Source organism: Pseudomonas psychrophila (genome assembly GCF_001043005.1).
Lineage (GTDB): Bacteria > Pseudomonadota > Gammaproteobacteria > Pseudomonadales > Pseudomonadaceae > Aquipseudomonas > Aquipseudomonas psychrophila.
Map to the genome: position 1 here is coordinate 32,250 of NZ_JYKZ01000014.1, position 20,935 is coordinate 53,184.

Annotated in this window: 18 protein-coding genes; 6 read left to right on the top strand and 12 right to left on the bottom strand. The window is 59.5% G+C overall.

The features are described from left to right. Positions 1 to 51 precede the first annotated feature (51 nt). Both TU76_RS21575 and TU76_RS21580 read right to left on the bottom strand, forming a co-directional pair. The gene (locus tag TU76_RS21575; RefSeq protein WP_046810246.1) at positions 52 to 1,416 is read right to left on the bottom strand and encodes a GTPase/DUF3482 domain-containing protein; all 1,365 of its coding nucleotides are present in this window, start codon (positions 1,414 to 1,416) and stop codon (positions 52 to 54) included. Next, complete coding sequence (locus TU76_RS21580; protein WP_048352480.1) at positions 1,409 to 2,791, bottom strand: DUF2868 domain-containing protein; 1,383 nt, start codon at positions 2,789 to 2,791, stop codon at positions 1,409 to 1,411. Before TU76_RS21580 ends, TU76_RS21575 begins: the two co-directional genes overlap by 8 nt. 90 nt (positions 2,792 to 2,881) lie before the next feature. Here TU76_RS21580 and TU76_RS21585 point away from each other — a divergent pair, with 90 nt between their 5' ends. Then, positions 2,882 to 3,394, top strand: coding sequence for a dihydrofolate reductase (locus TU76_RS21585; RefSeq protein ID WP_048352481.1), 513 nt, complete (start codon positions 2,882 to 2,884; stop codon positions 3,392 to 3,394). 128 nt (positions 3,395 to 3,522) lie between these two features. On the opposite strand, the gene TU76_RS21590 is transcribed toward TU76_RS21585, so the two are convergent. Continuing rightward, the gene (locus TU76_RS21590) at positions 3,523 to 4,914 is read right to left on the bottom strand and encodes an L-cystine transporter (RefSeq protein WP_019828082.1); all 1,392 of its coding nucleotides are present in this window, start codon (positions 4,912 to 4,914) and stop codon (positions 3,523 to 3,525) included. Between the two features lie 221 nt (positions 4,915 to 5,135). Here TU76_RS21590 and TU76_RS21595 point away from each other — a divergent pair, with 221 nt between their 5' ends. Beyond that, a complete protein-coding gene (locus TU76_RS21595; RefSeq protein WP_048352482.1) occupies positions 5,136 to 6,191 on the top strand; it encodes an HAD family hydrolase in 1,056 nt (351 codons plus the stop codon). 164 nt (positions 6,192 to 6,355) lie between these two features. Here the strand turns inward: TU76_RS21595 and ilvD are convergent, their stop codons facing one another. Beyond that, positions 6,356 to 8,203 (bottom strand): dihydroxy-acid dehydratase, encoded by a 1,848-nt coding sequence (gene ilvD / locus TU76_RS21600; RefSeq protein WP_019828080.1) that lies wholly within the window; start codon positions 8,201 to 8,203, stop codon positions 6,356 to 6,358. A 448-nt stretch (positions 8,204 to 8,651) separates the two neighbouring features. Here ilvD and TU76_RS21605 point away from each other — a divergent pair, with 448 nt between their 5' ends. Continuing rightward, the gene (locus tag TU76_RS21605; protein WP_048352483.1) at positions 8,652 to 10,337 is read left to right on the top strand and encodes a DUF4153 domain-containing protein; all 1,686 of its coding nucleotides are present in this window, start codon (positions 8,652 to 8,654) and stop codon (positions 10,335 to 10,337) included. 69 nt (positions 10,338 to 10,406) lie between these two features. Here the strand turns inward: TU76_RS21605 and TU76_RS21610 are convergent, their stop codons facing one another. Further along, on the bottom strand, positions 10,407 to 11,603 hold the full coding sequence (locus TU76_RS21610) for a class I SAM-dependent rRNA methyltransferase (RefSeq protein ID WP_019828076.1): 1,197 nt from the start codon (positions 11,601 to 11,603) through the stop codon (positions 10,407 to 10,409). A gap of 150 nt (positions 11,604 to 11,753) precedes the next feature. Between TU76_RS21610 and mutM the strand changes: the two genes are divergently transcribed. Then, positions 11,754 to 12,566, top strand: coding sequence for a bifunctional DNA-formamidopyrimidine glycosylase/DNA-(apurinic or apyrimidinic site) lyase (mutM, locus tag TU76_RS21615; RefSeq protein ID WP_046810369.1), 813 nt, complete (start codon positions 11,754 to 11,756; stop codon positions 12,564 to 12,566). Positions 12,567 to 12,696: 130 nt separating this feature from the next. Here the strand turns inward: mutM and TU76_RS21620 are convergent, their stop codons facing one another. The 5 genes from TU76_RS21620 to TU76_RS21640 form a co-directional block, all read right to left on the bottom strand. Continuing rightward, entirely contained in the window at positions 12,697 to 12,948 is a 252-nt protein-coding gene (locus TU76_RS21620) for a YfhL family 4Fe-4S dicluster ferredoxin (protein WP_048352484.1), read from the bottom strand. A 99-nt stretch (positions 12,949 to 13,047) separates the two neighbouring features. Next, a complete protein-coding gene (gene coaD / locus TU76_RS21625) occupies positions 13,048 to 13,530 on the bottom strand; it encodes a pantetheine-phosphate adenylyltransferase (protein WP_048352485.1) in 483 nt (160 codons plus the stop codon). A gap of 115 nt (positions 13,531 to 13,645) precedes the next feature. Then, positions 13,646 to 15,241, bottom strand: a complete 1,596-nt coding sequence (locus TU76_RS21630) for a GMC family oxidoreductase (protein ID WP_048352486.1) — start codon at positions 15,239 to 15,241, stop codon at positions 13,646 to 13,648. 40 nt (positions 15,242 to 15,281) lie between these two features. Next, a complete protein-coding gene (locus TU76_RS21635) occupies positions 15,282 to 15,827 on the bottom strand; it encodes a hypothetical protein (RefSeq protein WP_019828073.1) in 546 nt (181 codons plus the stop codon). Positions 15,828 to 15,840: 13 nt separating this feature from the next. Further along, positions 15,841 to 17,271: a coniferyl aldehyde dehydrogenase gene (locus tag TU76_RS21640; RefSeq protein WP_048352487.1), complete on the bottom strand. Its 1,431-nt coding sequence runs from the start codon at positions 17,269 to 17,271 to the stop codon at positions 15,841 to 15,843. Between the two features lie 164 nt (positions 17,272 to 17,435). Here TU76_RS21640 and TU76_RS21645 point away from each other — a divergent pair, with 164 nt between their 5' ends. Both TU76_RS21645 and TU76_RS21650 read left to right on the top strand, forming a co-directional pair. Beyond that, the gene (locus TU76_RS21645; RefSeq protein WP_019828071.1) at positions 17,436 to 18,104 is read left to right on the top strand and encodes a TetR/AcrR family transcriptional regulator; all 669 of its coding nucleotides are present in this window, start codon (positions 17,436 to 17,438) and stop codon (positions 18,102 to 18,104) included. A gap of 30 nt (positions 18,105 to 18,134) precedes the next feature. After that, positions 18,135 to 18,989 carry a sulfurtransferase gene (locus tag TU76_RS21650; RefSeq protein WP_048352488.1) on the top strand — a complete coding sequence of 285 codons (855 nt, stop codon included), beginning with the start codon at positions 18,135 to 18,137 and terminating at the stop codon, positions 18,987 to 18,989. A gap of 42 nt (positions 18,990 to 19,031) precedes the next feature. Here TU76_RS21650 and TU76_RS21655 read toward each other — a convergent pair whose 3' ends face one another. Both TU76_RS21655 and TU76_RS21660 read right to left on the bottom strand, forming a co-directional pair. Further along, the gene (locus TU76_RS21655; RefSeq protein ID WP_019828069.1) at positions 19,032 to 19,871 is read right to left on the bottom strand and encodes an AraC family transcriptional regulator; all 840 of its coding nucleotides are present in this window, start codon (positions 19,869 to 19,871) and stop codon (positions 19,032 to 19,034) included. Next, positions 19,871 to 20,902: a hydrolase gene (locus tag TU76_RS21660; RefSeq protein ID WP_231984142.1), complete on the bottom strand. Its 1,032-nt coding sequence runs from the start codon at positions 20,900 to 20,902 to the stop codon at positions 19,871 to 19,873. Before TU76_RS21660 ends, TU76_RS21655 begins: the two co-directional genes overlap by 1 nt. Between the last annotated feature and the right edge of the window lie 33 nt (positions 20,903 to 20,935).

Below are 20,935 nucleotides of genomic sequence, written 5' to 3' on the forward strand. Positions count from 1 at the left end.
TCAGCGATCCAATCGCGAGCAGGCTCGCTCCCACGGGGGTTGAGTCGGTACTTAGATCTGCCCGGCCAACGCCTCGATCTGCTCCTGGCGCTCAGCCTGGTTCAGCTTCGGATGCGGGTTCAGAGACGACCATTGCGGGTGCGCACGGGCTTTGTTCAGGGCTTCGGGCAATTTGCCCTCGCGCCAGGTTTTGTCCTGTGGGGTGGCGACCTTGATGCTGTCGACAGCGGCATGCCCGCGGGCATTGAGGGCGTGCAGCAATTGCCGTTGGCGCAAGGCCAGCAGGCGCAGCACGCTGTCGTCCACGGTCAATTCACGCTGGCCCTTGAGTTTGCCCAGCAAGCGGCTGCCATAGCTGCGTGCGGTCTGCAGCGCACCGCCGGCAATGGCGCCGGCCAGTGCGGCCGCACCCAGGGTCAGGCCACCGACCATCAGGTCCACACCGGCCCCGGCCGCCGCGCCTGCAGCAATCCCGCTACCAACCCGCACACCCAGTTGCTTGAGGGTCTCAGGGTTGAACAAGTCATCGCCCCAACGTCCGTCGAGCAACGGCAAATCACTGGCCGCCGCATCGCTGGTACGAAAGCCATACAGTTTGAGCATGGCTTCAACGCAGCGCTGCTCACGCTGGCGGATCGCTTCACGCAGTTGCTGGATGGCCTGTTGTTCGGCGGCTTTTTCGCTGACTACGCTGCGACGGCACGCGGCGCAGTCGATCAATAATTCGGCGATCAAGCGCAGCGCACTGTGCTTGCGGGCTTCACGTTGAGCCTCCTGGTCTGTAATCAGTCGCTGCAACGCCTCCCGTGAATGCTCCAGCAGCAGGGCCAGGCTTTCATACAAGCGGCGCTCGCCATCTTCGGGCGGGGCCACGCTGTCAAACCGTACCAGTGCATGTAAACCGAGGCGTGCTAGGGCTTCGCGCCACTCCGGTTCGCGATGCTGCGGGCTGCTGACAAAATTGAGTACCGGCAGCAGCGGCCTGCCGCAACTGGCCAGCACACTGAGTTCGTCGCGGTACTTGGCCAGTACCGGCTCGCGGGCGTCGATCACATACAACCCCGCGTCCGATGCCAGCAGTTGGCGCAGTACCTTGGCCTCCTGCTCGAAACGCTGGCGCGCCTCACTGCCTTCGAGAAACCGCGCCACCCGCGCGGGGCCATCCAGGCGTTCGCCGGGGTGGTCGAGGCGTTCCAGGTAGTCGAGCAGGGCGATGGCATCTTCAAGCCCCGGCGTGTCGTAGAGCTCCAGCAGGGGCTCGCCGTCTACCGATAATCGCGCACCTTCGACATGGCGCGTGGTGCTGGGGCGATGGGACACTTCGCCAAAGCCGACATCCCGGGTCAGGGTGCGCAGCAATGAGGTTTTGCCGACGTTGGTGTGGCCGACTACGGCCAGCGTGAGTGGCTTAGTCATGGCCTGTCTCCAGCCAGTTCAAGGGCGCGCTGGCGGCGAAAGGCAGCCCCAGTTGTTGCAGCGCGGTGTGCCAGTCGCCCAGGCGGTCGGCGTCCAGCGCCTGACCGGGCGGGGCTTGCAGCAGCCACACGCGGGTTTCGCTGGCACTGCGCGCCAACTCGCCGATCAGCGCCAGGCTGCCGCGATCCGGCGAGCGTCGCGGGTCGCAGGCAATGGCCAAGCGGGCCGGGGGAAAGCGGGTCATTTGTTCGAGCAGTTTTTGCCGGGACTCGCGACTGTCGAGAATGCCCGCGTCCTTGACCGTGGCAGGCAATTTGGGTGGCCACGGGTGCTGGTCGTCCAGCTCAATGGCCACGATCAATGCGCCATCGGTTTGCAGGTCGCTGTGCCCGGCCTGCACGTTGTGCAATTGCTCAGGTGCAATGTCGTTGACGCCCAGACGCTCACTGCTGGGCATCAGGCGTTCGCGCAACTGGCTGTAACCGGGCAAGTTGAGATCGAGCTGCAATGCGTTGCGTCCGCTTTTCCAGCGCCACAGGCACAAGGCTGCCAGGAGCAGGCGTGGAATCACGCCGTAGATCAGCACCACGCCGACCAGCCAGACCGCCCATGCCTGGCGCACCAGTTCGTTGTTGTAGAGGCTGGTGTCGTTGCTGATGCGGATCATTTCCACGGTCGGTACGCCAAACCCCAGCCAGTGGGGCAGTGCGCCAAGGGCGCGGGTGGCGGCGACAAATACGTCGGCACCGAGGATCGTGGTTTCCCAGATGAATCCGTAGCGGCGAGTAGCCATAAGCAACAGCATCATCGCCAGCGCGCTGAGCATCGCCAGCAGCCACAGGCCATTGACCAGTGTGCCGAGCGCCCATCGATTGAGTTTGCGTCGTTGCAACAACAACAATAATGCGGGGGCCAGTTGTGCGGCCTTGGCGTCACGGGCGAGCTTTTCACTGAGCCACAACCACAGGCGGCCCAGGCTCGCGCCGTGGTTACCGGCAAACAGCAGACCCATCACCCAGCTCAATAGCAGGATCAGGTTGAGCCCCAGCAAACTGCCCAGTGCCCAGAACACATTGACCGGGGTTTGCCCGTCGCCCAGGGCCGCGAATGCAAGACCGGCGCCACTGAGTACGGCGAGTACCGCCAGCACCAACAGCGCCAGCCTTGCACCTTGCAACCAGTGCTGCATGGCACTGAGCAAACCATCCCGTTCGGCCAGCCACAGGGCGCGGTTTTGCAGGCGTGTGGATAAGTCGCCCGCCGAGGTTCGGGCACGGCGATTGGCTTCAAGGTCGTCCAGCGGGCCTGCGTGTTCTTCGCGCAGGCGCACGGTTTCGGTCAGCCAGAGGCGTTGTAAGGGGGAAAGTTGAGTCACGCGACATTCCATTCAAGTGAACAAAGAGCATAACCGCTGTTAGTCAGGCGGGGTACTGTCGGCGCGGGCCGCTCTGGTATCCTCGGCGCCATGAAAAAATCACTCCCCCTTAGTCTGATCGCGGCACTCGCTGAAAACCGCGTGATCGGCGTCGACAACAGCATGCCGTGGCATTTGCCTGCGGATTTCAAATACTTCAAGACCACCACCCTGGGTAAGCCGATCATCATGGGTCGCAAAACCTGGGATTCGCTGGGACGCCCGTTGCCGGGTCGCTTGAACCTGGTGGTCAGTCGTCAGACCGATCTGCAGCTTGAAGGTGCCGAGGTATTTGCCTCCCTTGAGGCCGCTGTTGAGCGCGCGGAGCAATGGGCAACCGAGCAGGGTGTCAGCGAAGTGATGTTGATTGGCGGTGCGCAGTTGTATGCCCAGGGTCTGGCGGATGCCGACCGGTTGTACCTGACGCGGGTGGGGATGAGCCCGGAAGGCGATGCGTGGTTCCCTGAGTTTGATCAGGCGCAGTGGAAGCGGGTGTCAGAAGAGCTGCACGAGGCGGCAGATGACAAACCGGCGTTCAGCTTTGAGGTGTGGGAAAGAATTTAAGGCAACCCATTACCCTGTGGGAGCGGGCTTGCTCGCGATTGCATCACCGCGTTGGTAAAGACAAATCGCGTTGCCTGAATCGCGAGCAAGCCCGCTCCCACAAGAGTGGGCGCGGGGTCAGTCAAGTGTTACGCGTGCGCCAGATCACCGTGATCGTCTTCAGCCAGAATGGCCTTGTCGGTCTGGTGCAAAATCTGGCTGGTCACCGTACCGGCAACCATAGAACCGCTGACGTTCAGCGCCGTGCGACCCATGTCGATCAACGGCTCAACTGAAATCAGCAACGCCACCAATGACACCGGCAGGCCCATCGCGGGCAATACGATCAGTGCCGCGAAGGTCGCACCACCGCCCACACCGGCCACCCCTACTGAACTCAAGGTCACGATCGCGACCAGCGAAGCTATCCACATCGGGTCCAGCGGGTTAATGCCCACGGTCGGGGCAACCATTACCGCCAACATGGCCGGGTACAGACCGGCACAGCCGTTCTGGCCAATGGTCGCGCCAAACGAGGCGGCAAAGCTGGCGATGGAAGACGGAATCCCCAGGCGACGGGTTTGCGCTTCGATGCTCAGCGGAATGCTGGCCGCGCTCGAACGGCTGGTGAAGGCAAACGTCAGTACTGGCCATACCTTGCGGAAAAAGCGCAGTGGGTTAACGCCGGATACCGACAGGATCACGCCGTGAATCACGAACATCAGTGCCAGGGCGATGTAGGACACCACCACAAAGCTGCCCAGTTTGATGATGTCTTGCACATTGGACATGGCGACCACTTTGGTCATCAGGGCCAGCACGCCGTACGGGGTCAGTTTCATGACCAGGCGCACCAGACGCATCACCCAGGCTTGCAGGGTGTCGATGGCGCTGATGATCTTGCCGCCTTTTTCCGGCTCGTCCTTGAACAGTTGCAGTGCAGCAATGCCCAGGAAGGCCGCGAAAATCACCACGCTGATGATCGATGTCGGCTTGGCTCGGGCCAGGTCGGCAAACGGGTTTTGCGGGATAAACGACAGCAGCAACTGCGGCACATTCAAGTCTGAGACCTTGCCCGCGTAGTCGCTCTGGATCACTTGCAGACGGCTCATTTCAGCTGCGCCCGCTACCAGGCCATCGGCGGTCAGGCCGAACAGGTTGGTCAGGCCGATGCCCACCAGCGCTGCGATCATGGTGGTGAACAGCAGCGTGCCGATGGTCAGGAAGCTGATTTTGCCCAGAGATGAAGCGTTATGCAGGCGGGCCACAGCGCTGAGGATCGATGCGAATACCAGCGGGATCACGATCATTTGCAGCAACTGCACGTAGCCGCTGCCAACCAGGTCGAACCAGCCGATGGAGGTTTTCAGGGTAGGGCTATCGGAGCCGTAGGTCATGTGCAGGCACAGCCCGAAGACCACGCCGAGAACCAGCGCCAGCAAGACTTTTTTCGCAAGGCTCCACGCGGTGTGGCGGGTCAGCGACAGGCCGAACAGCAACGCGAGGAACACCAGCAGATTGAGGATCAGCGGGAAATTCATGAAAGCTCCGAGGGGACGACTTGTACCAGTATTTGTGTGCTGCTATTTCGAACCGGAAATCGTAACAGGTTGATATATCTACAAATATACCGTTGTGGAATGGATACCTAGGTTTTTGGAATAAGCCGCGTGGCGCATTCAAGACGCTGACAGTCGTGTCCAAGTCAAAAACTGTCATACAGGTTTGTTAGCTTCGATGCCTTTGACGTGGAGCATAGCTGATGAAACTGACCGCCAAGTTGATCGCTGCAACCCTGTGTCTGGGCCTGACAGGCCAGGTGCTGGCCACAGAATTGAAACACTGGCCCGCTGACCAGGCCAAGCAACTGGAGGCCATGATCGCCGCCAACGCGAACAAGGGTAACTTCGCGGTCTTTGACATGGACAACACCAGTTATCGCAACGATCTGGAAGAGGCCCTGCTGCCGTACATGGAAAACAAGGGCCTGATCACCCGCGAGAGCCTCGACCCGTCACTCAAGCTGATCCCGTTCAAAGATACCGCTGACCATAAAGAAAGCCTGTTCAGTTACTACTATCGCCTGTGTGAAATCGACGACATGGTCTGCTATCCGTGGGTGGCCCAGGTGTTTTCCGGCTTCACCCTGCAACAGCTCAAGGGCTATGTGGACGAGTTGATGGCGTCGGGCAAGCCGGTGCCGGTGACTTACTTTGAAGGCGATGTGGTCAAGAGCTCCCAGGTTCAACCGCCCAAGGTGTTTACCGGTCAGGTTGAGCTGTTCAACAAGCTGATGGAGAACGGCATCGAGGTCTACGTGATGACCGCCGCCTCGGAAGAGCTGGTGCGTATGGTCGCGGCGGACCCCAAGTACGGTTACAACGTCAAACCGCAGAACGTGATTGGCGTGACCACCTTGCTCAAGGATCGCAAAACCGGAGAGCTGACCACGGCACGCAAGCAGATCAGTGCGGGGACCTATAACGAAAAAGCCAACCTTGGGCTGGAGCTGACGCCTTACCTGTGGACGCCGGCAACGTGGATGGCGGGCAAGCAAGCGGCGATCCTGACCTATATCGATCAATGGAAAAAACCGGTGCTGGTGGGCGGTGATACGCCATCCAGTGATGGTTACATGCTGTTCCACGGTGTGGACGTGGCCAAAGGCGGGATTCACCTGTGGGTCAACCGCAAGGACAAATACATGGCGCAGCTGGAAGGCATGATGGCCAAGAACGCAGCGGCCCAGGCCAAGGAAGGTTTGCCGGTCACGGCGGACAAGAACTGGGTGATCGTCAAGCCTGATCAGATCCAGTAACCGAGTTTGCACAAATGTTCATTGTGGGAGCGAGCCTGCTCGCGATTGCGCACTAAACCCGCGATATCGCTAACGACCTTCGCGAGCAGGCTCGCTCCCACATAGTGGGGTTGGGCATAAAAAATCCCGGCACCTGGCCGGGATTTTTACTGTTGCGCGGTGGCTTACGGCACCAGCTTGTCCAGCAACGCTTTATCACGCACCGCGCCCTTGTCGGCGCTGGTAGCCAGCAAGGCATAGGCCTTGAGGGCGGTGGTGACTTTGCGTGGGCGGATTTCTACCGGCTTCCAGCCTTTCTTGTCTTGCTCTGCACGGCGTGCCGCCATTTCTTCGTCGCTGATCATCAGGTTGATCGAGCGGTTTGGAATGTCGATCAGCACTTTGTCGCCGTCCTGCACCAGACCAATCGCGCCGCCAGCAGCCGCTTCCGGTGAGGCATGGCCGATGGACAGACCCGAAGTGCCGCCCGAGAAGCGGCCATCGGTGAGCAAGGCACACGCTTTGCCCAGGCCTTTGGATTTCAGGTAGGAGGTCGGGTAGAGCATCTCTTGCATACCCGGGCCGCCCTTTGGACCCTCGTAACGGATGATCACGATGTCACCGGACTGCACTTCGTCAGCCAGAATGCCGCGCACGGCACTGTCCTGGCTTTCGAAGATCTTGGCGTTGCCTTCGAACACGTGAATCGACTCGTCGACACCCGCGGTTTTGACCACGCAGCCATCCAGCGCGATGTTGCCGTACAGCACGGCCAGGCCGCCCTCTTGCGAGTAAGCATGCTCGACGCTTCGGATGCAGCCGTTTTCGCGGTCGTCGTCCAGGGTTTCCCAGCGTGTGGACTGGCTGAACGCAGTTTGCGTCGGGATGCCGGCCGGGCCTGCCTTGAAGAATGTGTGTACGGCTTCGTCGTCAGTCTGGGTGATGTCCCATTTGGCGATGCCTTCAGCCAGGGTCTTGCTGTGTACGGTCGGCAGGTCGGTGTGCAGCAGGCCGCCACGGGCCAGCGAGCCGAGGATGGAGAAAATGCCGCCAGCGCGGTGCACGTCTTCCATGTGGTACTTCTGGATATTCGGCGCCACTTTGCACAGCTGCGGCACGTGGCGCGAGAGGCGGTCGATGTCTTTCAGGTCGAAATCGATCTCGGCTTCCTGGGCTGCGGCCAGCAAGTGCAGGATGGTGTTGGTCGATCCGCCCATGGCGATGTCCAGCGTCATGGCGTTTTCAAATGCCTTGAAGTTGGCGATGTTGCGCGGCAGTACCGATTCGTCGTTCTCGACGTAGTACTGGCGGCACAGGTCGACGATGGTGCGGCCAGCCTGCAGGAACAGTTGCTCGCGGTCGCTGTGGGTCGCCAGTGCTGTGCCGTTACCCGGCAGGGCCAGGCCCAGGGCCTCGGTCAGGCAGTTCATCGAGTTGGCGGTGAACATGCCGGAGCACGAACCGCATGTCGGGCAAGCGCTGCGCTCGTACTCGGCAACCTTCTCGTCAGAAGCGCTGGAGTCGGCCGCGATGACCATGGCGTCTACCAGGTCCAGGCCGTGGCTGGCGAGCTTGGTTTTGCCTGCTTCCATCGGGCCGCCGGAAACGAAAATCACCGGGATGTTGAGGCGCAGCGAGGCCATCAGCATGCCAGGGGTGATTTTGTCGCAGTTGGAAATGCACACGATGGCGTCGGCGCAGTGGGCGTTGACCATGTACTCGACGGAGTCGGCGATGATCTCGCGGCTCGGCAGCGAATACAGCATGCCGTCATGGCCCATGGCGATGCCGTCGTCTACGGCAATGGTGTTGAATTCTTTGGCAACGCCGCCAGCGCGTTCGATCTCGCGGGCAACCAGTTGGCCCATGTCCTTTAGGTGGACGTGGCCGGGTACGAACTGGGTAAAGGAGTTGGCAATGGCGATGATCGGCTTCTTGAAGTCGGCATCTTTCATCCCCGTGGCGCGCCACAAAGCGCGGGCACCGGCCATGTTGCGGCCGTGGGTGGAGGTTTTCGAACGATAGTCAGGCATGGAACAACTCCGGGCGGCTAATCAGGTAACAAACAGGGAAGTGAGCTTCTAATGGTTGCGGGTCACACAGAAAATGACTACGTATCCGCAAGCTGCCGTAAACGCTGCGGGATCGCCGCGCGCCTGGGCCTGAGCTCATAAACCCGCCGGGGATGATTGGCGATGAATCCGTCGATTCTACACGGCTGGCGGCCGGAGGGAATGGGCCAGACGGTTGCTCCAGAGTACAAACAGGCAACTGGCAGCCGTACGCGGGTAATCAGCCTTGGTATGTAGGTGTCGAGTCATGCAGCAGGAAGACTGAGGATTAGGTGCAGTGAGCAATTACTAGGCATCGAGTAAGACCAAGACGGTCTTTATGCAGGAAAAGACTATTTTAAAGGGTGGCAGGACCGTTTCATGGGATTCAAGTAATAGTGTGTGATTGGTTTTTCAGTGAGGACTCTAAATGCTGACGCTCGAACGCTCCGTCATGACGTATCTGGCCATCGGTCTGGTGCAAGGGCTGTTGCTGTGGCTGGCCACTTCCATGGGTGATCCCGGTGCGTGGTATGGGCTGATAACGGCGGTGCTGGTGGGCGGCGTCAACCTGTTGCTGCTGGGCGAGAACACTCGCCATCGTGGCACGGCATGGCTAGTGGTGGGGCTGACGGTCGTCATGACTGCGATCAGTGCCTGGGTATTTTGGGATGGCGATGAGTATTGGCGCCCGGGCAGCTGGCTGGCCGGCAGCTGGAGCTTTTTTGCCGTAGTGATTACTTATATCTGCACGGTTTTCATTCTGAGCTGGCCAACCCGCGAAGGGCGTTACCCTCGCTACGAAGACCTGTTTCGCCATGCCTGGGACACGGTGTTTATCGTCTTGCTGGGGCTGCTGTTGAATGCGGTGTTCTGGGCATTGCTGTGGTTGTGGGGCGGCTTGTTCAAAATGCTCGGGATTGTGGCCCTCAATAAATTGTTCTCCACCGAGGGTTTTATATGCATCAGCTCGGCGATGGTATTTGCCCTGGGTGTGCATATGGGCCGCGAAAAAGAACGGGTCATTGGCCTGCTACGGGGAATTGTGCTGACTCTGTGCCGCTTTCTGCTGCCATTGAGTGCACTGATTGTGATTGTGTTCACCTTCGCGTTGCCCTTTACCGGGCTCGAGCCGATCTGGGATACGGGCTATTCGACGCCGATCATGTTGTGGCTGGTGGCGGTCAATCTATTTTTGCTTAATGGCGTGTTTCAGGATGGAACCCAAGGCAGTGGTTACCCGACGTGGCTGGTGCGAGTGGTAGACCTGTGCCTGTTGTGCTTGCCGGTGCTGGTGGTGTTGGCGGGGTATTCGACATGGCTGCGCATCGAGCAATACGGCCTGACGCCGTCGCGGATTCTGGCAATGGTGTTGGTGCTGGTGATTTTTATTCACAGCGTGGCGGCGCTTTTGGCCGTGTTTGTCTCTCGATCAATCTGGCTGGGCAGTCTGCGCGTCAGCAATCCGGTGATTGCGCTGCTCTGCGTGGTGCTGTTGCTGGCGATGCACACGCCGTGGTTCAGCCCACTGAAGATGAGCGCGAACAATCAGGTGCAGCGCTTGCTCAGTGGCCGGACGGCGGTGGATAACTTTGATGCAGACACGCTGCGCAATCGACTGGGGTCAGAGGGCAAACAGGCGTATGACGCGTTGCTGGAGCAAGTCGAACAGGGGTTGGTGTTGGCCGAGCCTGGTCGCCAAGTCTTGTTGAAACGTCTCAAGGAGGTGAGCGCGGGCAATGGTCCAACAGGGTCGGAGCGACTACTGGAGTGGATTGGGCCCAAGGTCGAGGGCAGCGAGCAGTTCTACGACAAGCGATTCAACGGGCAGTTATGCCTGGCACCAGGTTGCGCGTTATGGGCAGTGGACCTGGATCAGGACGGCCAGCCAGAGGTGCTGCAATTACCCAAAAACAAGTGGTCAGAGCCCCTGTACTTCTTTAAGCGTGACGCCCAGGGCAACTGGCAGCGCGTCGGTACTTATGCTGGCGGTGGGGAAAGCTCGCTGGAGTTGATCGAGAAGATCCGTCAGGGCAAGGTGAAGGTGGTGACGCCGCGCTATCAATCGTTGCAGATTGACGGGGTGGAGCTGAGCCCGACGCTGGACAAAAAGTGAACACCGGACTCGTGTGACCATAACGGTGGGAGCGAGCCTGCTCGCTCCCACCGGGGCTAATGCGCCAAATCAGCTGTTAGGCAGCAAACGGCAGGTGATGCTCTTGATGTAGCGCGTTTCGTTGATGGCTGGATGTACCGGGTGATCCGGGCCCTGGCCGCCGCGTTCCAGCAGCTGGATGTTGCGGTCCAGATGCCGGGCGCTGGTCAGCAGAATGTTTTGCAGGTCGTCTTCCGGCAGGTGCATTGAGCACGATGCGCTGACCAGAATCCCGTCCTTGGTGAGCAGGCGCATGGCTTGTTCATTCAGGCGACGGTAGGCACCTTCGCCGTTCTTCAGGTCTTTTTTGCGTTTGATGAAGGCCGGTGGATCAGCAACGATCACGTCGAAACGCTCTTCGTTGGCCTTGAGTTCCTTGAGGGCTTCAAACACGTCGCCTTCCATGCAGGTAACGCGTTCGGCAAAACCGTTCAGGGCAGCGTTGCGCTCAACACCGTCCAGGGCGAACGACGAAGCGTCGACACACGTGACTTCGCTGGCGCCGAAAGCAGCGGCCTGAATACCCCAGCCACCGATGTAGCTGAACAGGTCCAGGACCTTTTTGCCTTTGACGTAAGGCGCCAGGCGGGCACGATTCATGCGGTGATCGTAGAACCAGCCGGTTTTCTGACCGGTCATGACCGGGGCTTCGAACTTGACGCCGTTCTCTTCCAGGGCAACCCACTCCGGCACCAGGCCGAACACGGTTTCGACGTAACGCTCAAGGCCTTCGGCGTCGCGGGCAGCCGAGTCGTTCTTGAACAGGATGCCGCTTGGCTTGAGGACTTGTACCAGTGCTGCGATCACGTCGTCTTTGTGCTGTTCCATCGTGGCCGAGGCCAACTGGACCACCAGGATATCGCCGAAACGATCGACTACCAGGCCCGGCAGCAGGTCTGAATCGCCGTAAACCAGGCGGTAGTAAGGCTTGTCGAACAGACGGTCGCGCAGGGACAGGGCCATGTTCAGGCGGTGAACCAGCAGCGATTTGTCCAATGGCAGCTTGATGTCGCGCGACAGCAGGCGTGCACAGATCAGGTTGTTGGGGCTCATGGCAACGATGCCCAGCGGCTTGCCGCCGGCGGTTTCGAGTACCGCTTGGTCGCCGGCCTTAAAACCGTTCAGCGGTGTGGCGGCTACATCGATTTCGTTGCTGTAGACCCACAAGTGGCCGGCGCGCAGGCGTCGATCGGCATTGGCTTTAAGGCGCAGGCTTGGCAGGGACATGACGTCGCTCCGGGTATTGAAAAGGGCGCGATTATAGCCTTAGACGTAACCTTGGGGCTTGGCTGATTCACCGCATTGCGTCGGATCGCGGAGCTGGTAACGCAGAAATTTCCGTTAGAATCGCCAGCTCTTCCAGAGTACGGAGCCCCCATGCCTGAATTACCTGAAGTCGAAACCACCCGACGTGGCATCGCCCCGCATCTTGAAGGGCAGCGGGTCAGCCGGGTGATTGTGCGCGAGCGCCGTCTGCGCTGGCCGATCCCCGAAGACCTTGATGTGCGCCTGTCCGGGCAGCGCATTGTATTGGTCGAGCGCCGGGCCAAGTACCTGCTGATTAACGCTGAGGTGGGGACGCTGATCAGCCATTTGGGCATGTCCGGCAACTTGCGACTGGTGGAAGCGGGTCTGCCCGCCGCCAAGCATGAGCATGTGGATATTGAGCTGGAGTCCGGTCTGGCCTTGCGTTACACCGACCCGCGCCGGTTTGGGGCAATGCTCTGGAGCCTGGACCCTCTTAACCATGAACTGCTGGTGCGCTTGGGGCCGGAGCCGCTGACGGACCTGTTTGATGGCGATCGACTGTTTCAGCTGTCGCGCAAGCGTTCGATGGCGGTCAAGCCGTTCATTATGGATAACGCGGTGGTGGTGGGCGTGGGCAATATTTACGCGACCGAAGCCTTGTTTGCTGCAGGGATTGACCCGCGCCGCGAGGCCAAGAGTATTTCCCGGGCGCGGTATTTGAAACTGGCGATTGAGATCAAACGGATTTTGGCCGCCGCCATCGAGCGCGGAGGCACTACCTTGCGTGACTTTATCGGCGGTGATGGCCAGCCCGGTTACTTTCAGCAGGAGCTATTTGTATACGGGCGTGGGTATGAACCGTGCAAGATTTGCGGCACTGAGCTGCGTGACGTCAAGTTGGGTCAGCGTGCCAGCGTGTTTTGCCCGCGTTGCCAGACGTAGCCGCCAGTCGTGCGCTGAACGCTTGTGGGAGCGGGCTTGCTCGCGATGCAACCACCTCGGTCGAACGGGTCGACCGCAGTGAATCTATCGCGAGCAAGCCCGCTCCCACACAAATCGCATAGACGATGAATCAGGCCTTCCCGGTAATTGCCCGGTACTTTTCCATCAGCTGTTCTTCGGTTTCCGGGTGGGTTTCATCCAGCGGGATGCAGTCAACCGGGCAGACTTGTTGGCATTGCGGTTCATCGTAGTGACCAACGCACTGGGTACACAGGTTGGGGTCGATCACATAGATCTCTTCGCCCTGGGAAATGGCAGCGTTCGGACACTCGGGTTCGCAGACGTCGCAGTTAATGCAATCGTCGGTGATGATCAGGGACATGGGTACTCCGGCCGGGGCGGTTGGCCCGGGCAACTGAAATCGAATGCGGCAATTGTGCCGCATTGGCGCCCGCAGTGCACGCGGGCGCCGCTTCAGTGGTTATTTCTTGCGAAAACGCTCGGTCAGGGCATCAGCTACCGCCGGGTGCACAAATTTGTTTATATCACCGCCCAATGCCGCGATTTCGCGCACCAATGTCGACGATATGAACGAATAACGCTCTGACGGCGTGAGGAACAGACTTTCGACATCGGGGGCCAGTTGGCGATTCATGTTCGCCAGCTGAAACTCATATTCGAAGTCCGACACGGCACGCAGGCCACGCAGAAAGACATTGGCATTCTGTTCTTTGGCGAAATGCGCGAGCAGCGTCGAGAAACCGACCACCTCTACATTGGGCAGGTGTTTGGTGACTTGACGAGCCAGCTCCACACGCTGTTCCAGAGGGAATAGCGGGTTTTTCTTGGTGCTGGCAGCGACAGCAATAATCACGTGATCGAACAGGCGCGAAGCGCGTTCGACCAGATCGCCATGGCCCTTGGTAATAGGGTCGAATGTACCTGGGTACAACACTCGGTTCATCGCGTCGTCCTGGCGGGAATCCGTTGGGGAGTCGGATGGTATCGCAGCATTACCGGTCGGCCAAGTCGCCATTCGAAGAAGAAAGCACTATAGACGCGACGAATTAACTGCTTTTTCATGAACTTTTGAGGCGTTCGGCCAATTGGGTCGCGAGTTTTGCCGTCAGTCCGTACACCGATAATTGTGGGTTGGCGCCAATGCTGGTGGGGAATAAAGAGCCGTCGTGGACCGATACATTGCGCAATTGATGATGGCGGCCGAGGCTGTCGGTGACGGCCATTTGCGAATTCTCCCCCATCGAACATCCGCCCATCACATGGGCACTGGCCAGGCGAGTTCGATACAACTCAAGGCTCAAACTGTCGATCTGGTCACGAGTTTCGCGAAGGCTGGTCATGTAGCGCGCATCGCTGTGCAATGGCATGACCGCGCTGGCGCCCGCCGCAAACTGGATTTCGGCCATGCTGTGAAAGGCGCGCTTGAGCCCCTCCCAGCCGTAAGGCGTGAGGGTGTAATCGAGTACCGGGCTGTCATCGCTGCGCAACTCGACACTGCCCCCGGGGCTGTCGGGATGAAAACCGTCGCGCATCAGCGCCAGCATCATGTGGGTATTGGGCAGTTTGGCCATTTGTTCAGCGCTGCTCTGACCAAAACCTGCAAACAAGGTGGAGGCCAATGCCGGGTGCAGCGGCGGTACTTCCAGTTTGTAGCCCATAGGGCCTTTGGGGCCGTCTTTCCATTGAAAGTGATCTGAGTAAATTGATTGCGGCGCACCGTAGAAAGGATTGATTGCAGTAGGAAATTGCGCTGCGGAGAAGTTGACCAGATGCAGAAACGTCCGCTTGCCCAGACGTTTGTGCGGGTCGGGTGCATTGGAGCGCATCAGCAGGCCGGGCGTGTTGATGCCACCGCCTGCCAGCACGTAATGCCGCGCCTTGACCGTTATTTTGTGACCATTGGGGGCCACGCATCGGCTGTCCATGGCCTGGCACTCCAGGCCGGTGACCTGGTCGCCACTGATCAACAGGCGCTGAGCACGGGCCAGGTACAGCAGTTCGCCGCCGTTTTCCAGGGTTGCGGGAATGGTGGTGACGAGCATCGATTGTTTGGCGTTGGTCGGGCAGCCCATGCCGCAATAGCCCAGGTTCCAGCAGCCCCGCACGTTGCGGGGGATCACATGCCAGCTGTAGCCGAGCTTTTCGCAGCCGTTGCGGATCACTTCGTTGTTGGCGTTGGGCGGGACTTGCCAGGGCGCAACACCCAGGCGCTGCTCCATCTGCTCGAACCAGGGTGCCATCTGCTCTTCGCTGTGGCCTGCGACTGCGTGCTCGCGGGCCCAGTGTTCCAGGGTGGGCGCCGGGGTGCGAAAGCTTGAGGTCCAGTTGACCAGCGTGGTGCCGCCCACGGCCCGGCCTTGCAGAATGCTGATGGCGCCGTCCTTACTCATGCGTCCTACGCCTTCTTGATACAGGCTGGCGTAGGCCTCGTTCTCGAGCAATTTGAAATCGCTGCTGGTCTTGAGCGGTCCTTCTTCGATCAGCAAAACCTTGTAACCCGCTGCGCTGAGGATTTCAGCCGTGGTGCCGCCGCCTGCGCCACTGCCGACGATGGCGACGTCTGCCTCCAGTGTCAGGTCGCCTTCCAGTTGCGAGCCATCATGGGTTTTCCAGCCTCGGGCCAGGCCTTCGCGGAACGGATCGGTTACGGGCATCAGGGATTACTCGACATGAGTGCGGGATCTTGAGTGTTTTTTATATTTTTGGCGGGCCCGGATAGCCGCAGGCGGCCCATGATTGCGGGCACTCGTACCAACTCATCATGACCAACTGCACCAGCGAGCCATGACCCATTTTCAGCAAGCCCAGGCTGCTGTTTTGCCAGCGCTGGAGAAAGTGCCGGATCTGCTCGGGGCTGGCGTTTTCCCAGCGGCCCCAAACCCCGGTCAACGGGCCGCGTGTTACGGGCATGGCCAGTACGTCGAGCAGTTGTTGGGTGAGGCTGAGCAGTGCGGGAGACAAGTGGTTGAGGTTGTCGTCCAGAGTGTTCAGCGTGGCCTTCGCAGCGTCGGGCATTGAGGATGCAGGCACGCTGCCAGCGAGCATGACCGGGATCAGTGCGCGTAAAAAAGCCAGGTCACTGCTGCGCAACACCGCAAAGCCGCTGGCACTGCTGCTGGCCGAGCAGCCACTGAGGCTGGCGCTAAGCCCCGCAGTCGCCAGAAATGCACTGGCACACGCGCCTACTTTCAAGACCCCGCGGCGTGAAAGCAGGGCGTTCTCGACACTGAGTACAGGCATGGCCAAGGCTCCGCTAGCGGATGAACAGTTTCTGGATCAGGCGCACCAATTGCCTGCCGTAAGGCGGATAGATCATCAGCGAGCTGTTCCAGCGCTGTTTGACCAATACCCCTTTGGCTTTGCTAAAGGTCAGAAAGCCTTCGTGACCGTGGTAATGGCCCATGCCCGAGTGCCCGACCCCTCCAAAAGGCAGGTCGTCGATGGCCACGTGCAGCAGTGTTTCATTGATACTGACACCGCCCGAGTGGGTGTGCTGGATGACGCGCTGTTGCTCGGCCTTGTTGTAGCCGAAGTAATAAAGCGCCAAGGGGCGGGGTCTGGCGTTGATGTACGCCAATGCCTGATCCAGATGGGTGTAGGTCACGACGGGCAACAGCGGGCCAAAGATTTCGTCCTGCATGATCTGCATGTCGTCGCTCACTTGCAGCACCAACGTGTGGGGCATGCGCCGCCCCTGACCCTGTTCATACAACGGAACCAGACGCGCGCCCTTGAGGGTTGCATCGGCCTGCAACCGTTCAAGTCGTGCCAACTGGCGTTCGTTGATGATTGCGGTGTAGTCCGGGTTGTCGGTCAGGGTTGGATAAAAACTGTGGACCGCCTGGCGGTAGGCCTCGACAAAACCGTCGACCCGATCCTGGGGTACCAGCACGTAATCCGGGGCGATACAGGTTTGTCCCGCGTTCAGGGTCTTGCCCCAGGCGATGCGCTGGGCTGCGTCTTTAAGCGGTACATCGGCCGACACAATGGCGGGGGATTTGCCGCCCAGCTCCAAGGTGATGGGGGTCAGGTTTTCAGCGGCCGCGCGCATCACCTGCTTGCCCACATGGGTGGAACCGGTGAACAGCAAGTGATCAAACCCCAGGCTGGAGAACGCTACAGCCACATCGGCTTCGCCCAGCACCACCGTCACCATGTCTTCGGGAAAGATGCGCCCCAGCAAATCCTTGAGCAAACGCCCTGTGGCCGGGGTGAACTCGCTGAGCTTGAGCATGACCCGGTTGCCGGCGGCCAATGCCCCGACCAAAGGGCCAATTGCCAGGTACAGCGGGTAGTTCCACGGCACGATAATTCCGACCACGCCCAGTGGCTGGTACACCACCTTGGCGCTGGCGGGTACAAACATCATGCCGACGCTGCGCGCTGAAGGTTTCATCCAGCGTTTGAGGTGTTTTAGGGTGTAATCAATGCTGTGAAGGCAAGGCATCAGCTCGGCAAACAAGGTTTCGTCCGGACTGCGGTGGCTGAAATCCTGACTGAGGGCGTCGATTAAGACTTCACGCTCGGCACTGAGCAGTTGGCGCAGACTTTTTAACCATTGCTGGCGTTGCGCAAGAGGTGCAAACGGATGGGCTGCGTAGGCCTGGCGCTGTTTGTCGAGCAGTGAATTGAGCTCATCCTGAAGGGATGAGATGTTGTGATCGTAGGCACTGTCGACAGACATGGTTGCTCCAGGCGTTTTTTCTATGGGTTTTTATCGTTGGAGAGCAGTGATGTTTTTAGAGCTTGTGCTCTAAGTTGTCAATCGCCGGGCCTGTCACCCGTGTTGTTTATCGATTCAAGGTTAGGCCGTAAGATGCCTTTCGTTTTTAATTTAAGCGCAAGCCCATGGCCATACGACTAAAAACCAGCCAGCGCATCGCCAATAGCAGCCTGGAGCTTTTTAACCAGCTGGGCGAACGCAGTGTCAGCACCAACCACATTGCGGCCCACATGGAAATTTCGCCGGGCAATCTGTATTACCACTTCCCCAACAAGCAGGCGATTATCTCGGTCTTGTTCAGCGAGTACGAAGCGTTGGTGTTGAGTTTTCTACACCCGCCAGAAGGGCGTTTGCCGACCGTTGCCGACAAGCGCCATTATTTGCAGCAACTGCTGGATGCCATGTGGCGCTATCGTTTTTTGTACCGCGACATTGAGCATTTACTGCACAGTGATTCGGAACTGGCCATCCGCTATCGACGCTTTTCACAGCACTGCCTGGCTCAGGCGCAGGCGATCTATGCCGGATTTGTCGAGGCCGAAATCTTGCGTATGACCTCCCAGCAAATCGAATCCTTGAGCCTTAACGCGTGGATTATTCTTACCTCGTGGGTCGGATTTTTATGCACCACCCGTGAGAACAGTGAGCAGCTCAGCGAGCAGGCGATCAAGCGTGGTGTGTATCAACTGCTGGTGCTGGAGGCGGGGTTTGTCACCGACCAGGCCCGTGAAGCAGTCGATGACCTGATCAAGGAATATTACGTTCCCCTGGAACATGCGCTGTACGCTCAATAACTGCATTTCACCCCCCCTCAGGAGTTCACTATGCCCGTTGCGCAACTGATCAGCCCTCACGCCCTGAATGAACGTCAGGCGCAGCCCGGTCTGGTTATCCTGGACTGTCGCTTTGCCCTGGAAGACCCGGATTATGGCCGTTGCAGTTATGCCGAAGGGCACATAGCCGGCGCACAATTTGCTGATCTTGAGCGCGACCTGAGCGGTCCGGTGATCAAAGGCGTGACAGGTCGTCACCCGTTGCCCGACCCGCGCACCCTGGTGGAGCGACTGCGGGTCTGGGGCGTAAATGCCGACAGCGATGTGGTGCTGTATGACGATGGTCCCGGTGCCTTTGCTGCTCGGGCATGGTGGTTGCTGACCTGGCTGGGCAAGCGTGACGGCGTATTTATCCTGGATGGCGGCCTCAAAGCCTGGCATGGAGCGGGATTTCCCCTGAGTCTGGATGCGGCCCCGACGTTGCGCGGTACGTTCGAAGGTAAACCTGACAGCCATATGCTGCTCAGTGCTGAGCAACTGCAAAAGCGCCTTGGCAAACCGCAGATGACCTTGATCGACGCCCGTGCCCAGACGCGCTTTCGTGGCGAGGTCGAACCCATCGACCCGGTGGCCGGGCACATTCCCGGCGCGCAATGTGCGGCGTTCAGTGAAAACCTGGATAGCACGGGGCGTTTTTTGCCTGCCGAGCAGCTCAAGCAACGGTTCGCCGAAAAACTCGGGGATCGTTCGCCCGATGAGCTGGTGGCCTATTGCGGATCCGGCGTGACGGCGTGCCATAACCTCTTTGCATTGGGGTTGGCGGGCTATCCGTTGGGCAAGCTCTATGCAGGTTCGTGGAGTGAATGGATCAACGATCCAGCGCGTGGCATTGCTACTGGCGATTGATTAACCGAGGGCGGTTTAGTGTGTGGGAGCGGGCTGCAATCATCAGCGGTCCGAGTTCGCACTGGCTAAACGATACGCGCCTGGGCCTACACCGTAGACCTTTTTGAATTGCCGACTCAGGTGGCTTTGGTCGGCAAACCCCAATTGTGTCGCCACCTGCAATGGCAAACAGCCCTGTTGTAACAGGGCTCGGGCATGGGCGATGCGCTGCTGCATCAGCCAGGTATGAGGCGGCATGCCAGTGGCCCGTTGAAATACCCGGGCAAAATGGAAGGGTGACAGGTTGACTGCCGCTGCCAGCTCTTCAAGTGACGGCGGCTCGGCCAGCCGGGCGTTTAGCAGTTCTTTGGCCCGACTCACGGCGCGATGCTCGACCCCGGGCTTGGCCGGCATCGGCAGGCGGGCATGGCGATTGAGCAGTGCGAGCATCATCTGGCGCCACGCGGTTTGCTGTTGCAGTGCGCTGACTGGCCCTTCGAGCAACTGATGCAACTGGAACAACCCGTGGAACAGGTCGCTGTCGTACAGAAGCGTGTCATTGAACGTCGGCAAGTGCGTGGCAGGCAGTTCCAGTTCCTCCATCAACTGGTGTATTTGTGCGTTGTCCGGGTAGAACGCCCGATAGCGCCAGCCAGCCTCGTGGCCTTTGTGGCCATTGTGAACTTCGTCCGGGTTGATCAGGACCAGCGTGCCAGTGGCTGCCAGGTGTTCGGCGCCCCGGTAGCGATAACGCTGAGCTCCCGCGACAATCATGCCGATCACAAAACCATCATGTACGTGGGGCACGAAACGGTGCTCGATGTAACGCGCCGTGAGCAGTTCGACTCCGGTCAGAGGCGGTGTTTGCCAGAAGCGGATCGACTCACCCTGCTCGGCGTCCACTACTCGGACTCAAGCCGCAGCGCGGCCAGCCATTGCGGGATCCGTCGTTCAAGGTAGTAGCCGGGTTTTCCTGGGGTGCCTTCCAAAAACCCGACATGCCCGCCCTTGGGGTGCAGTTCTAGTTGGGTGGTGGCCGACAGTTCGCTGGTCTCGGGGATGCTGTGCTTGAACACGAACGGATCGTCCGTGGACTGGATAATCAGCGTGGGGGTGTCGATGGCTGCGAGGAAGTAACGGCTGGAGGCGCGACGGTAGTAGTCATCGACGTTGAGATAACCGTTAAGCGGTGCCGTCACGCGGTCATCGAATTCCCAGAAAGTGCGCATTTTGCTCAGCGCTTTTACGGAGCCCAGCTTGGTCAGGCTGGCCAGGTCTTCGTGACGGGCGTCGAGCTGAAAGCGGTGCTTTTTGACTTTGACGTAGGCCAGCATCTCGCGCATGAAGTGAGCCTGATAGACCCTCGAAAACCCGAGGCCGATCCGGTCGGCACACTGGTCAAGACGAAACGGTACCGACACGGCGACAGCGCCTTGTAGTCCACTTTCGGAGCCGCTTTCGCCCAGATACTTGAGCAGCACATTGCCACCCAGCGAATAGCCCACGGCGTACAGGGGCGCCTGCGGATGGGTGGCGCGTATATGCGCCACGGCCTCGGCCAGATCTTCGCTGGCGCCTGAGTGATAGCTGCGAGCCAGCAGATTAGGTTCGCCCGAGCACCCTCGCCAGTTCAGTGCAGCACTGGTCCAGCCACGGGCGGCAAGGGCGTTTTGCAGCCCAAGGACGTAGTGCGAACCCGATGAGCCGGTCAGGCCATGCAGCACCAGAACCACAGGTGCCTGGGGGGAAGGCGTGCCGTGCCAGTCCAGATCGAGAAAGTCGCCATCCTTCAACCACAAGCGTTCACGCCGATGCTCAATGACAGGCTTGGTGCGCCATAACGGGCCCCATAACGTCTGGATGTGGGGATTGCCCAGACCCAACGCCGGGGTAAACGGCTTGGAGGGTGAATCATGGCTGGCTGAAAAAGGCACTGTGGTTCTCATCGGGTGACGGGTACGGCGGGT

Excerpts from the sequence above, each read along its gene's own strand:
- TU76_RS21575 (WP_046810246.1), bottom strand. The coding sequence starts at position 1,416 with ATGACTAAGCCACTCACGCTGGCCGTAGTCGGCCACACCAACGTCGGC.
- TU76_RS21585 (WP_048352481.1), top strand. The coding sequence starts at position 2,882 with ATGAAAAAATCACTCCCCCTTAGTCTGATCGCGGCACTCGCTGAAAAC.
- TU76_RS21590 (WP_019828082.1), bottom strand. The coding sequence starts at position 4,914 with ATGAATTTCCCGCTGATCCTCAATCTGCTGGTGTTCCTCGCGTTGCTG.
- TU76_RS21595 (WP_048352482.1), top strand. The coding sequence starts at position 5,136 with ATGAAACTGACCGCCAAGTTGATCGCTGCAACCCTGTGTCTGGGCCTG.
- ilvD (WP_019828080.1), bottom strand. The coding sequence starts at position 8,203 with ATGCCTGACTATCGTTCGAAAACCTCCACCCACGGCCGCAACATGGCC.
- TU76_RS21605 (WP_048352483.1), top strand. The coding sequence starts at position 8,652 with ATGCTGACGCTCGAACGCTCCGTCATGACGTATCTGGCCATCGGTCTG.
- TU76_RS21610 (WP_019828076.1), bottom strand. The coding sequence starts at position 11,603 with ATGTCCCTGCCAAGCCTGCGCCTTAAAGCCAATGCCGATCGACGCCTG.
- mutM (WP_046810369.1), top strand. The coding sequence starts at position 11,754 with ATGCCTGAATTACCTGAAGTCGAAACCACCCGACGTGGCATCGCCCCG.
- TU76_RS21620 (WP_048352484.1), bottom strand. The coding sequence starts at position 12,948 with ATGTCCCTGATCATCACCGACGATTGCATTAACTGCGACGTCTGCGAA.
- coaD (WP_048352485.1), bottom strand. The coding sequence starts at position 13,530 with ATGAACCGAGTGTTGTACCCAGGTACATTCGACCCTATTACCAAGGGC.
- TU76_RS21630 (WP_048352486.1), bottom strand. The coding sequence starts at position 15,241 with ATGCCCGTAACCGATCCGTTCCGCGAAGGCCTGGCCCGAGGCTGGAAA.
- TU76_RS21635 (WP_019828073.1), bottom strand. The coding sequence starts at position 15,827 with ATGCCTGTACTCAGTGTCGAGAACGCCCTGCTTTCACGCCGCGGGGTC.
- TU76_RS21640 (WP_048352487.1), bottom strand. The coding sequence starts at position 17,271 with ATGTCTGTCGACAGTGCCTACGATCACAACATCTCATCCCTTCAGGAT.
- TU76_RS21645 (WP_019828071.1), top strand. The coding sequence starts at position 17,436 with ATGGCCATACGACTAAAAACCAGCCAGCGCATCGCCAATAGCAGCCTG.
- TU76_RS21650 (WP_048352488.1), top strand. The coding sequence starts at position 18,135 with ATGCCCGTTGCGCAACTGATCAGCCCTCACGCCCTGAATGAACGTCAG.